Source organism: Brevibacillus sp. JNUCC-41, assembly GCF_014844095.1.
Lineage (GTDB): Bacteria > Bacillota > Bacilli > Bacillales > DSM-1321 > Peribacillus > Peribacillus aracenensis.
Genome location: NZ_CP062163.1, coordinates 2056186 through 2070041 on the forward strand (window position 1 = coordinate 2056186; position 13856 = coordinate 2070041).

At 43.4% G+C, this 13856-nt stretch carries 6 protein-coding genes and 3 rRNA genes; 7 read left to right on the top strand and 2 right to left on the bottom strand.

Annotation, left to right across the window (positions count from 1 at the left end):
• The first annotated feature begins 110 nt into the window (after nucleotides 1–110).
• From JNUCC41_RS10255 to JNUCC41_RS10270, 4 genes are all read left to right on the top strand, one after another.
• The gene (locus JNUCC41_RS10255; RefSeq protein WP_192208119.1) at nucleotides 111–1409 is read left to right on the top strand and encodes a hemolysin family protein; all 1299 of its coding nucleotides are present in this window, start codon (nucleotides 111–113) and stop codon (nucleotides 1407–1409) included.
• A gap of 326 nt (nucleotides 1410–1735) precedes the next feature.
• A complete protein-coding gene (locus JNUCC41_RS10260; RefSeq protein ID WP_192207511.1) occupies nucleotides 1736–4534 on the top strand; it encodes a response regulator in 2799 nt (932 codons plus the stop codon).
• Between the two features lie 32 nt (nucleotides 4535–4566).
• The gene (locus JNUCC41_RS10265) at nucleotides 4567–5400 is read left to right on the top strand and encodes a CheR family methyltransferase (RefSeq protein WP_192207512.1); all 834 of its coding nucleotides are present in this window, start codon (nucleotides 4567–4569) and stop codon (nucleotides 5398–5400) included.
• A 281-nt stretch (nucleotides 5401–5681) separates the two neighbouring features.
• Complete coding sequence (locus JNUCC41_RS10270; RefSeq protein WP_192207513.1) at nucleotides 5682–6824, top strand: PP2C family protein-serine/threonine phosphatase; 1143 nt, start codon at nucleotides 5682–5684, stop codon at nucleotides 6822–6824.
• Between the two features lie 113 nt (nucleotides 6825–6937).
• On the opposite strand, the gene JNUCC41_RS10275 is transcribed toward JNUCC41_RS10270, so the two are convergent.
• Both JNUCC41_RS10275 and JNUCC41_RS10280 read right to left on the bottom strand, forming a co-directional pair.
• Nucleotides 6938–7108, bottom strand: coding sequence for a CsbD family protein (locus JNUCC41_RS10275; protein WP_192207514.1), 171 nt, complete (start codon nucleotides 7106–7108; stop codon nucleotides 6938–6940).
• 80 nt (nucleotides 7109–7188) lie between these two features.
• Nucleotides 7189–7947, bottom strand: a complete 759-nt coding sequence (locus JNUCC41_RS10280; protein ID WP_192207515.1) for an alpha/beta hydrolase — start codon at nucleotides 7945–7947, stop codon at nucleotides 7189–7191.
• Nucleotides 7948–8584: 637 nt separating this feature from the next.
• Here JNUCC41_RS10280 and JNUCC41_RS10285 point away from each other — a divergent pair.
• The 3 genes from JNUCC41_RS10285 to rrf all read left to right on the top strand — a co-directional run bounded on the left by JNUCC41_RS10285 (nucleotide 8585) and on the right by rrf (nucleotide 13425).
• Nucleotides 8585–10135: ribosomal RNA gene (locus tag JNUCC41_RS10285) — 16S ribosomal RNA — on the top strand.
• 177 nt (nucleotides 10136–10312) lie between these two features.
• Nucleotides 10313–13245 (top strand): 23S ribosomal RNA (locus tag JNUCC41_RS10290).
• 64 nt (nucleotides 13246–13309) lie between these two features.
• Nucleotides 13310–13425, top strand: a 5S ribosomal RNA gene (rrf, locus tag JNUCC41_RS10295).
• The 16S, 23S and 5S rRNA genes sit together here, the layout of an rRNA operon.
• The last annotated feature ends 431 nt before the right edge of the window (nucleotides 13426–13856 follow it).

The window sequence follows — 13856 nt, forward strand, 5'->3', positions numbered from 1 at the left end:
CTCATTTTGAAACGAAAATAACCATTTATACAGGAGGTGCTTGGGATTAAGCCGTACATGTCTAATCCAAAGGTCAGAAGGATTGGCACTATATGGCGAACCCGCACATATTGGAGATTTTTATAAAGTTATTAGCAGTAGCTGTATTAATAGCATTAACCGCTTTTTTCGTAGCATCGGAATTTGCAATCGTTAAAGTCAGAAGTTCCCGAATCAATCAATTAATTGAAGAAGGGCATAGAAATGCCCTCGCAGCCAAGAAAGTGACAACGCATATCGATGAGTACTTATCTGCCTGTCAATTGGGGATTACAGTAACCGCCTTAGGTTTGGGGGTGTTGGGTGAACCGACGGTGGAGGCGATCTTAAAACCATTGTTCACTAAATGGGGATTAGAGGAATCCATAAGTCACATCATCTCGTTCCTGATCGCTTTCGGCTCCGTAACATTCCTTCATGTTGTAGTCGGTGAACTGGCACCAAAAACGGTTGCAATTCAAAAGGCTGAAGAGGTAACCTTGCTTTTTGCAAAGCCGTTAATTCTCTTTTACCGCATTTTATACCCATTCATTTGGTTACTGAATGGTTCTGCTCGTCTTCTGACAGGCATTTTCGGATTAAAGCCAGCATCTGAGTCAGAAATGGCCCATTCCGAAGAAGAGCTGCGCATCATTTTATCGGAAAGCTATAAAAGCGGTGAGATCAACCAATCGGAATACAAATATGTAAATCAGATATTTGAATTTGATGAGCGTATCGCCAATGAAATCATGGTTCCGCGTACGGAAATGACCGTTATCGAAAAAGGCATGCCATTATTGGAAGTTGTTGAACTTATTCAAGAAGAACAATACACAAGGTATCCGGTCATAGACGGTGATAAAGATAATGTTGTGGGAATGGTCAATATCAAGAGACTTTATACAGCGACGATTACAGAAGATAATGTAACAGCTTTGACGGTGGATTCCTTTGTGACACCCATCATCCGTGTTCTTGAAACGATCGCCATTCATGATTTGCTGCTGAAAATGCAGAAGGAACGGATCCATATGGCAGTTTTGACTGATGAATATGGCGGAACGGCCGGTCTTGTAACGGTTGAAGACATTCTTGAAGAAATCGTCGGGGAAATCCGTGATGAATTTGACCAGGATGAACGTCCGCTTATTCAAAAGATTGATGAAGGGCATTATGTATTCGACGCTAAAACATTAGTTGAAGATGTCAATGATACCTTGGCGATCGATTTGCCGGAGGAAGATATCGATACATTGGGAGGATGGTTCCTGACAGGCAGATTTGAGATTGCTATCGGGGATAAAATCGAATACGCCGGATATGAATTTACAGTAAAGGAAATGGACGGCCACCATGTTTTATATGTTGAAGTGAAGAAGATTAAATAAATAGGATCACAATAAAAGCCGAAAGTGGAAACTTTCGGCTTTTATTAATGCTCATTGGTTCGAACAATGACCATCATAACAATGGTTAAAGCAGACTGTTACGTAATTGGAAAATAAATTCCATAAAAAAATACACTGTAGGTAACCATTTTAGCTTGGAAAATGTTAAAATTGACTTTGAGCAATGAATCTATCTATATATATCATTTTAAAGTTTCAATATAAAAAAGTTCTTCAAAAGTAGTACTGATGATAGTATTAAGATTTATTTTGCAAAGCCATTTATTTTTGGCTGATATAAATAAGTATCGAAGGTGGGCGGGAAAATGGGTTTTAAGAAGAAGCAAATGTTGGGATTTGGTTTAATCTTGCTTTTCTTGGCTATTTTACTTTCTTTCATGATGGTTACGCTTAACAATTTAAAGAGCAGCATGACTGAAATAGTTGAAAATCGCTATGAAAAAGTTCAAGATTCGATGGAAATCCGTCAGCTTTTTTCCAGGTCGGACCGTGAAATCCTGTTTGCAGCTAATGATGCAAACAAAGAAGAAAGAGCAGAGAGCCTCGAAATCATCAATGAGAATCATAGTTTGATTGAATCAAAAATTGCTGGGTTATCAGGTACGTTAAATAAGACGAAAGCAAAGCAATTACTGAAAGAGTTCGAGACTCAATATGCTTCTTACTCCATAACGGAGGCTGAGATCATCCAAAAGATAAAGTCGGGAAACCCATCGGATTTAACAAGCCTGATGGTTGATCAAAGGGAAAAACGTACGAAAGTCATCAGTACGATGGACGAATTTAAAGATTACCAAGAAAGCGTCATGAAAGATACATTAAGTAATTCGAAACAAACCTATGAAGATATGATCGGTTTTGTTATTTTTGCGGTTATCCTCAGCATTTTGGTTATTTCCGTAACAGTTGTTTGGATGATTCGCAGTACTTCGAAAGATTTGCAATCGATTACGAATGTCATCAAAAATATCGATTTCAAAAATTTATCGGTCATACCAAGAATTCCGGTTCGAACTACTGATGAAATTAGTGATATAGCGAGATCGTTCAATGATATGGCGGAATCTCTTGAAGACTATAATCGAAAAGAGAAAGATTTCACTGAAAAGATCAGTGAACAGAACTGGATCCAGACCCGTGTGGCGGATATAGCTACCATGTATCAGCGCATTGTTGATGTGGAGGTTCTGGCTGACCGGTTCATTACAAGACTTGCACCGATGATGGGGGCTTCAATTGGAGCTTTTTACGTCAAACGGGGTGAGGGTGTTGATATGCGTTTTGTGAAGCTTGCCAGCTTTGCTGGAGATGGCGAAGATTCGGGTAGACGTGAATTCCGACTTGGCGAAGGGCTGATCGGACAATGCGCCCTTGAAAAGAAATCCAAGGTCATTGACGAAATTCCTGAAGATTTTCAATTGGTTACGACAGGATTAGGGGAAGTCAACCCGAAAAGCATTGTCATTGCGCCAGTCGTTTTTGAGGATGAAGTTGTGGCGATGGTTGAACTGGCGAGTTTGGAGACTTTTACGAAGTTGCAAAAATCTTTCCTGAGCCAGGTTCTTGATACTTTAGGCATCACGATTAATAATGTAGAAGGCCGGATGGAAATAGAGCGTTTATTGAAAGAATCACAAGCACAGACCGAAGAGTTACAGGCTCAATCGGAAGAATTGCAGTCACAATCAGAGGAAATGCAAGCCCAATCGGAGGAACTGCAAACACAGGCTGAAGAGCTGAGAATGATCAATGAACAATTAGAAGAGAGAAATCGTGAAACTGAAGAGAAGTCAAAAGAGCTTCAAGTTGCAAAACAAAATCTTGAAAAACAGGCGGAAGAATTAAAGTTAAGTTCAAAATACAAATCGGAGTTCATGGCAAATATGTCCCATGAATTGCGGACACCGCTCAATAGTATTCTGATTTTATCTGAAATGCTTTCAGATCCAAATGATAGTAAATTAAATGAAGAGCAACAGGAATTCGCTCGTGTCATTAATTCATCGGGCCAAGACTTATTAATGTTGATCAATGACATTTTGGATTTATCAAAAGTTGAAGTCGGAAAACTTGAAGTGGTCTTTGACGAAATGAATTTGAGTGAACTTCCTGAGTTATTGCACCGTAACTTCGATCATGTAGCGAAGAAAAAGAACATTGACTTTATAATAGAAAAAAGTAAAAACGTTCCGGATATTTTCTTTACGGATGAACAGCGCTTCCAGCAAATTTTGAAAAACCTGTTATCCAATGCATTTAAATTCACGGAAAAAGGTTCTGTGTCTGTCCAAATCCAAAAAGCTGATGAAGAAAATGTAGCACAATGGATACAGACAAAAGGGGCTAGCAATTGGGTTGAAATTAAGGTGACGGATACGGGCATCGGAATATCAAAAGAGAAGCAAAAACTTATCTTTGAAGCGTTCCAGCAAGGTGACGGAGCTACGATGAGAAAATATGGCGGTACAGGCCTAGGGCTATCTATTTGCCGTGAATTTGCCAAACTTCTGGGAGGCTGGGTCATTGTAGATAGTGAAGAAGGGCAAGGCAGTACCTTTACTTTCTTTATTCCAAGTATGCCAGAGGGCTTCAAAAATGTCGGCGAAGCAATAGCTGCTGCTCCGGAAGTGGCAGCAGCTAGCCACGATGATTCTACCGCGGCCTTTGGCGGTCAAGGAGAATCGGATGTAGTTATAATGGATGAAGAAGATCGGAATAAGGTCAAACCATTCTGCAATAAAACAGTACTGGTCGTTGATGATGATCACCGTAATATATTTGCTCTGAAAAATGCGCTGAAGCATGAGGGGATGGAAATCCTTACAGCTGAAAACGGCTACGAATGTTTGGAACTCCTTGAAAAAGGAAACGATATAGATGTTATATTGATGGATATCATGATGCCGGGCATGGACGGTTACGAAACGATGACCAGAATTCGCGAGCAAAGTAAGTTCGAGGAACTTCCAATCATCGCGCTAACTGCGAAAGCGATGAAAGGCGATAGGGAAAAATGCCTGAAGGCTGGCGCTTCCGATTATGTCAGCAAGCCGTTGAAACTGGATCAGTTGCTATCCGTCCTAAGAGTATGGCTGACTAATTGATTGATAGTACGTACGGGTAAGGAAGGTTTTGCATGAAGGATACTTTAACGATTGAAGAAAGAGAAGATTTGGAAATTGAATTATTGTTAGAGGCCATTTACACCGTTTCTGGCTTTGACTTTCGCAAATATATGCGTTCTTCAATAAAAAGAAGAGTTGAAAATAGAATGAGACTGGACCATATTCGCAGGATTAGCGGAATGATAGAGATGGTTTTATATGAAAAAGGGTATGTCGAGAAGCTTTTGGGAGATTTTTCGATAAATGTCACTGAAATGTTTCGCGACCCGGAATTTTTTAAAGCCTTTCGTTTAAATATTGTACCGCTCCTGAAAAAACTTCCTGAAATCAGAATTTGGCATGCGGGTTGTTCGACCGGTGAAGAAGCCTTTTCTATGGCGATCATCCTTAAGGAAGAAGGGCTTTATGATAAGGCGAGGATTTATGCCACTGATATGAATGAAGAAGTCCTCCGTCATGCGGAAAAAGGGATATTACCTTTAAATAGAATGCAGTCTTATACGAAAAACTACTTGCAAGCTGGGGGTAACCAGGAATTTTCGGAGTATTATACAACCGATTATCAAAATGCTTATCTTGATTCGGGTCTCCTTAAAAACATTGTGTTTTTCCAGCACAATTTAGTTACTGATGGTTCGTTCAATGAGTTTCATATCATCATGTGCCGGAATGTGATGATTTACTTTACCGGTGAATTACAGACCTATGTTAATCAGTTGTTTTATGACAGTCTTTGTAAAGACGGTTTTCTTGCGGTTGGCAGCAAGGAAACACTGCATACATCATCCTTTTCGGAAGATTATGAGGACTTTGACTCAAAGGAACGAATTTATCGGAAATTGTAAAAAGAAAGAGTCCGCATATAAGCGGACTCTTTCTTTTTAATTCAGTGCATTATTTTTCACTTTTTTTTTGCATATCTATGTTTAAGGTATCGGAAGAAGGGGTATATATATTGAGTTGGTCTCCATGTAAAATCGCTAGCGTGGTTTATCATTATTAAATGAGGCTGAACTTCGTTATAATATAATTGAAAACTCCCTTTTTAAGGAGTTTTAGTAAAGTACAGATCCATAAAAAAAGATAAATGTTGCCGCTCGATATAAGCCAAAAGGGGAATGAAAGAATGACGATTTTAATCGTAGATGATAACCAGGTTAACCTTTTCGTTATAGAGAAAATTCTAAAACGAGCTGGCTATACGGATTTTCTATCATTAACTTCAGCTGTTGAGATGTTTGAATATTTACAGGTGGATAGTCCGCAACCTAAAGAGACTTCAGTTGATATCATTCTGCTTGATATCATGATGCCGGAGATCGATGGGATAGAGGCGTGCAGGAGACTTCAAAGTATTCCTCACCTTAGAGATATACCCGTGATTTTTGTGACCGCCCTTGAAGATTCAAACAAGGTGGCCGAGGCACTTGATGTTGGTGGAATTGATTATATAATGAAGCCTATCAATAAAATAGATTTACTTGCGAGGATTCGCGTAGGGTTAAGACTTAAATATGAAAAAGATTGGCATAAAATGCAGGATGAAAAAATCCGCAATGAATTGGATCTTTCCATGCAGGTTCAAAGCAGCTTATTAAGTGAACCCATTATAAATGACCACTTAACTATAAGGGCATCATACTTACCTGCGAATAAATTAGCAGGGGATATGTACTATTGGCACCGCATCGATGAAAATCGGTATGGGATCATCCTATTGGATATGATGGGGCACGGCATATCCGCCTCACTTGTGTGCATGTTCATTTCCTCTGTATTGAGGGATGCCATAAGGACACATACAGATCCAGTGGCAGTAATAAACGAAATGAATCGCTGGATGAGTACCCTTAATAAAGAAGATAATCAAGTGCATTATTATTTTACCGCGATTTATATGATCATTGATACAGAGCAAAAGACAGTGGAATATGTGAATGCCGGACATCCTCCGGGATTTGCTTTAATGGACGATGGAAAAGTGGCCTCACTTTCAAAAGGGACATGTCCTGTTGGGTTCTTCACCGAAATGAAAATAGAGAAATCCGTCATTCATTATGAAGAGAAGATTCAGCTTATGCTATTTACGGATGGAGTCATGGAAGCAATAGATCGAGAAGGAACTGAAGGACTTGACCAAATAAAAGAAGCGGTCTCGACAAGATGGTTTGATTGTAAAGAATCTCCCCCTATTGATTTTTTGATGTCCCCGGAAATGCAACAAGATCAACCTGATGATATGTGTGTTGTTGTTATACAAGCGAATTGAAGAATGAAGAGGCGGCAGATTATCTGCCGCCTCTTCTCTATAAAAGGGGGTCACTCTTATATGAAATGAGAATGTTCGTTAAGAGAGTGGATTCTCTATTCGGTTATTTGCAATTAACGGTCATTTTTAAATTTACTAATGCCATCTTGGAGATTGCCTTTTAATTTATCAACTTTACCTTCTGCTTGTAAGTGAGGATCATTTTTCGCGTTTCCGACTTGGTCTTTCGTTTCACCTTTAACTTTATTTACAGCACTTTTTACTTTGTCCGATAAACCGCTCATTATGTTACCTCCTTTTTCTTTATATACTATATATACCCATGAAGTGTAAGGGTAAACCTGATTTTTATGGAGTAAGGAGTTTAAGAGGCGATTATTGCCCTTTTGCTTAACCTCTGGATGAACTGATATGACCGATCAATGATATGATCTTTGTCATGATCCAACGAGGCCACATGATATGAGTTTTCAAGGGGAGCCATCTCCTTATCACCGGACATGACAGTATCGTAAATCTGATAGGAACACGAGTCTGGTACAACGTGATCTTCTGGAGAATGGAAGATGAGTATCGGGCACGAAACGTCTACTAGTTTTTGACTGGTATGTTCCATTATATCGAGCAATTGATTAATAGCTTTTGCCGGAACTTGGTCATATGTGATTTCTTTAGTTGTACCGTCTTTTATGTCAGGCTTGCCTTCAGGAATGAAGCGCGGAACCAATTGGTTACGATATTTTTCATATTCAGGAACTTGGAGAGCGGCATTGATGGTAAGAATTCCATCACAAGCAACTTTTGTAGCTAAATCGAGAACAAGGGCGCCTCCCATTGATTGTCCGATGGCAAATACATGGGTGCAGGTTCGTTTTAATTTTTCATAAGCCATTTCAACATCCTGTATCCATTCCTGATAATGACTCGTTTCCATTTCATATTCATACGTTCCGTGGCCCGCCAGTCGAGGAGCGAAGACAGTAAAACCTTTGGCGGCGAATTTTTCACCTAAATACCTTACGCTTTGTGGCGTTCCGTTAAAACCATGGCAAATAAGAATGCCGATAGAATTGCCGGGTAAGAAAAAAGATTCTGCACCTGGTATTACCATTGCTGCTGTCATATTCCCATCTCCTTTAAATTAGCTAAGTTTTATTGATAGAAAGGTTATAAATAAAATTAACTATTCCGATTATTTTACTTGGTTATATAATAGCATAATGAAAATTGTGAAGTCAACTTGGTTATAATCCGATTTCATTATCATTAAGAAGCATTAAAAAAGGATATAAGATACTTATTAGGTCCATTCCATATATCGTTGCCAACCTTTCTACTATATAAGTATTGTCTTGTAATTGTTGATAAACTGAGGAAGCTAATAACCGGTGAAAGATATAAATAAAAGAAATGGGAAAAAGGCGTTGACATTAATGTGAAATGGGATTAATATAAATAAGCACCAACTAAGAGAAACGAAAAACTTCATCACTTTCGGCAGATTGCTGAAAGAAATAACTATTGACTTCTTACTATGAAAATGATAAGATGAAATGGTCGCTGAAAAACACAGCGATTTAAAATAAGTTAAAAACTTCGCAGAAGTTGACAACTAATCAATAAGGTGTTATGATGAATAAACAGCCGTTCGAAAGAACGATTGTGAAATTGCTCTTTGAAAACTGAACAAAACAAAGCGCCAACGTTAAATTTTAAGTGAGCACACACTATTAAAAAAGCAAATGAGCAAGTCAAACATTTCTTCGGAGAGTTTGATCCTGGCTCAGGACGAACGCTGGCGGCGTGCCTAATACATGCAAGTCGAGCGAATCGACGGGAGCTTGCTCCCTGAGATTAGCGGCGGACGGGTGAGTAACACGTGGGCAACCTGCCTATAAGACTGGGATAACTTCGGGAAACCGGAGCTAATACCGGATACGTTCTTTTCTCGCATGAGAGAAGATGGAAAGACGGTTTACGCTGTCACTTATAGATGGGCCCGCGGCGCATTAGCTAGTTGGTGAGGTAATGGCTCACCAAGGCGACGATGCGTAGCCGACCTGAGAGGGTGATCGGCCACACTGGGACTGAGACACGGCCCAGACTCCTACGGGAGGCAGCAGTAGGGAATCTTCCGCAATGGACGAAAGTCTGACGGAGCAACGCCGCGTGAACGAAGAAGGCCTTCGGGTCGTAAAGTTCTGTTGTTAGGGAAGAACAAGTACCAGAGTAACTGCTGGTACCTTGACGGTACCTAACCAGAAAGCCACGGCTAACTACGTGCCAGCAGCCGCGGTAATACGTAGGTGGCAAGCGTTGTCCGGAATTATTGGGCGTAAAGCGCGCGCAGGTGGTTCCTTAAGTCTGATGTGAAAGCCCACGGCTCAACCGTGGAGGGTCATTGGAAACTGGGGGACTTGAGTGCAGAAGAGGAAAGTGGAATTCCAAGTGTAGCGGTGAAATGCGTAGAGATTTGGAGGAACACCAGTGGCGAAGGCGACTTTCTGGTCTGTAACTGACACTGAGGCGCGAAAGCGTGGGGAGCAAACAGGATTAGATACCCTGGTAGTCCACGCCGTAAACGATGAGTGCTAAGTGTTAGAGGGTTTCCGCCCTTTAGTGCTGCAGCTAACGCATTAAGCACTCCGCCTGGGGAGTACGGCCGCAAGGCTGAAACTCAAAGGAATTGACGGGGGCCCGCACAAGCGGTGGAGCATGTGGTTTAATTCGAAGCAACGCGAAGAACCTTACCAGGTCTTGACATCCTCTGACAACCCTAGAGATAGGGCTTTCCCCTTCGGGGGACAGAGTGACAGGTGGTGCATGGTTGTCGTCAGCTCGTGTCGTGAGATGTTGGGTTAAGTCCCGCAACGAGCGCAACCCTTGATCTTAGTTGCCAGCATTCAGTTGGGCACTCTAAGGTGACTGCCGGTGACAAACCGGAGGAAGGTGGGGATGACGTCAAATCATCATGCCCCTTATGACCTGGGCTACACACGTGCTACAATGGATGGTACAAAGGGCTGCAAACCTGCGAAGGTAAGCGAATCCCATAAAGCCATTCTCAGTTCGGATTGCAGGCTGCAACTCGCCTGCATGAAGCCGGAATCGCTAGTAATCGCGGATCAGCATGCCGCGGTGAATACGTTCCCGGGCCTTGTACACACCGCCCGTCACACCACGAGAGTTTGTAACACCCGAAGTCGGTGAGGTAACCTTTATGGAGCCAGCCGCCTAAGGTGGGACAGATGATTGGGGTGAAGTCGTAACAAGGTAGCCGTATCGGAAGGTGCGGCTGGATCACCTCCTTTCTAAGGATAATTACGAGAGCGCTTTTGTTTTGTTCAGTTTTGAATGAGTAATTCATTCAAATAGGAAAGACAAGCATCACGATGTGATGTCATTCTTTCTGCATTGTTCCTTGAAAACTAGATAATAGATAGAAGGCAATTAATTTTTTTCAAAGCATCTGTAAGATCTTTTTTAACGGTTAAGTTAGAAAGGGCGCACGGTGGATGCCTTGGCACTAGGAGCCGATGAAGGACGGGACTAACACCGATATGCTTCGGGGAGCTGTAAGTAAGCTTTGATCCGGAGATTTCCGAATGGGGAAACCCACTGTTCGTAATGGAACAGTATCTTTACCTGAATACATAGGGTACTGAAGGCAGACCCGGGGAACTGAAACATCTAAGTACCCGGAGGAAGAGAAAGCAAACGCGATTTCCTGAGTAGCGGCGAGCGAAACGGAATTAGCCCAAACCAAGAGGCTTGCCTCTTGGGGTTGTAGGACACTCAACATGGAGTTACAAAGGAACGGGGTAAATGAAGCGACCTGGAAAGGTCCGTCGAAGAAGGTAAAAACCCTGTAGTTGAAACTTCGTTCCCTCCTGAGTGGATCCTGAGTACGGCGGGACACGAGAAATCCCGTCGGAAGCAGGGAGGACCATCTCCCAAGGCTAAATACTCCCTAGTGACCGATAGTGAACCAGTACCGTGAGGGAAAGGTGAAAAGCACCCCGGAAGGGGAGTGAAATAGATCCTGAAACCGTGTGCCTACAAGTAGTCAAAGCCCGTTAATGGGTAATGGCGTGCCTTTTGTAGAATGAACCGGCGAGTTACGATTTCATGCGAGGTTAAGTTGATAAGACGGAGCCGCAGCGAAAGCGAGTCTGAATAGGGCGAATGAGTATGAGGTCGTAGACCCGAAACCAGGTGATCTACCCATGTCCAGGGTGAAGTTCAGGTAACACTGAATGGAGGCCCGAACCCACGCACGTTGAAAAGTGCGGGGATGAGGTGTGGGTAGCGGAGAAATTCCAATCGAACCTGGAGATAGCTGGTTCTCTCCGAAATAGCTTTAGGGCTAGCCTCAAGATGAGAGTATTGGAGGTAGAGCACTGATTGGACTAGGGGCCCCCAACGGGTTACCGAATTCAGTCAAACTCCGAATGCCAAATACTTATTCTTGGGAGTCAGACTGCGAGTGATAAGATCCGTAGTCGAAAGGGAAACAGCCCAGACCACCAGCTAAGGTCCCAAAGTATACGTTAAGTGGAAAAGGATGTGGAGTTGCTTAGACAACCAGGATGTTGGCTTAGAAGCAGCCACCATTTAAAGAGTGCGTAATAGCTCACTGGTCGAGTGACTCCGCGCCGAAAATGTACCGGGGCTAAACGTATCACCGAAGCTGTGGATTGACACCATTGGGTGTCAGTGGTAGGAGAGCGTTCTAAGGGCGTTGAAGTCAGACCGGAAGGACTGGTGGAGCGCTTAGAAGTGAGAATGCCGGTATGAGTAGCGAAAGAAGGGTGAGAATCCCTTCCACCGAATGCCTAAGGTTTCCTGAGGAAGGCTCGTCCGCTCAGGGTTAGTCGGGACCTAAGCCGAGGCCGAAAGGCGTAGGCGATGGACAACAGGTTGATATTCCTGTACCACCTATACATCGTTTGAACGATGGGGGGACGCAGAAGGATAGGGTAAGCGCGCTGTTGGATATGCGCGTCCAAGCAGTTAGGCCGGAAACGAGGCAAATCCCGTTTCCATTAAGGCGGAGCTGTGATGGCGAGGGAAATATAGTACCGAAGTTCCTGATTCCACGCTGCCAAGAAAAGCCTCTAGTGAGATGTAAGGTGCCCGTACCGCAAACCGACACAGGTAGGCGAGGAGAGAATCCTAAGGTGTGCGAGAGAACTCTCGTTAAGGAACTCGGCAAAATGACCCCGTAACTTCGGGAGAAGGGGTGCTTTTTAGGGTGAATAGCCCAGAAAAGCCGCAGTGAATAGGCCCAGGCGACTGTTTAGCAAAAACACAGGTCTCTGCGAAGCCGCAAGGCGAAGTATAGGGGCTGACACCTGCCCGGTGCTGGAAGGTTAAGGGGAGAGGTTAGCGCAAGCGAAGCTTTGAACCGAAGCCCCAGTAAACGGCGGCCGTAACTATAACGGTCCTAAGGTAGCGAAATTCCTTGTCGGGTAAGTTCCGACCCGCACGAAAGGTGTAACGATCTGGGCACTGTCTCAACGAGAGACTCGGTGAAATTATAGTACCTGTGAAGATGCAGGTTACCCGCGACAGGACGGAAAGACCCCGTGGAGCTTTACTGCAGCCTGATATTGAATTTTGGTACAGCTTGTACAGGATAGGTAGGAGCCTGAGAAGCCGGAGCGCTAGCTTCGGTGGAGGCGTTGGTGGGATACTACCCTGGCTGTATTGAAATTCTAACCCGCGCCCCTTATCGGGGTGGGAGACAGTGTCAGGTGGGCAGTTTGACTGGGGCGGTCGCCTCCTAAAGAGTAACGGAGGCGCCCAAAGGTTCCCTCAGAATGGTTGGAAATCATTCGTAGAGTGTAAAGGCACAAGGGAGCTTGACTGCGAGACCTACAAGTCGAGCAGGGACGAAAGTCGGGCTTAGTGATCCGGTGGTTCCGCATGGAAGGGCCATCGCTCAACGGATAAAAGCTACCCCGGGGATAACAGGCTTATCTCCCCCAAGAGTCCACATCGACGGGGAGGTTTGGCACCTCGATGTCGGCTCATCGCATCCTGGGGCTGTAGTCGGTCCCAAGGGTTGGGCTGTTCGCCCATTAAAGCGGTACGCGAGCTGGGTTCAGAACGTCGTGAGACAGTTCGGTCCCTATCCGTCGCGGGCGCAGGAAATTTGAGAGGAGCTGTCCTTAGTACGAGAGGACCGGGATGGACGCACCGCTGGTGTACCAGTTGTCTTGCCAAAGGCATAGCTGGGTAGCTACGTGCGGACGGGATAAGTGCTGAAAGCATCTAAGCATGAAGCCCCCCTCAAGATGAGATTTCCCATGGCGCAAGCTAGTAAGATCCCTGAAAGATGATCAGGTTGATAGGTCAGAGGTGGAAGCGTGGCGACATGTGGAGCTGACTGATACTAATAGATCGAGGACTTAACCAACGCTTTAAAAAAAATGAAATACCTTCTTATTATCTAGTTTTGAAGGAACAACGTTCCTTACATGTTTGGTGGCGATAGCGAAGAGGTCACACCCGTTCCCATTCCGAACACGGCAGTTAAGCTCTTCAGCGCCGATGGTAGTTGGGGGTTTCCCCCTGTGAGAGTAGGACGCCGCCAAGCCATTTAAAAAGATCAGCCATCCGGCTGGTCTTTTTTGTTTCATAAGGTCGTGAAAAAAGATGAAAACCTTCAGCTCTGTCCCACTAATGTGTGTATTTTCCTTAAGCAAAACGGACCCTTGAAGCCATTCTTGATCTCACTTTGAGAGAGGGAAATATTTATTGTGAAATGTGTTGACTTTATGGCAGGAAAAGATTAATATAAATAAGCACCAACTAAGAGAAACGAAAAACTTCATCACTTTCGGCAGATTGCTGAAAGAAATAACTATTGACTTCTTACTATGAAAATGATAAGATGAAATGGTCGCTGAAAAACACAGCGATTTAAAATAAGTTAAAAACTTCGCAGAAGTTGACAACTAATCAATAAGGTGTTATGATGAATAAACAGCCGTTCGAAAGAACGATTGTGAAATTGCTCTTTGAAAA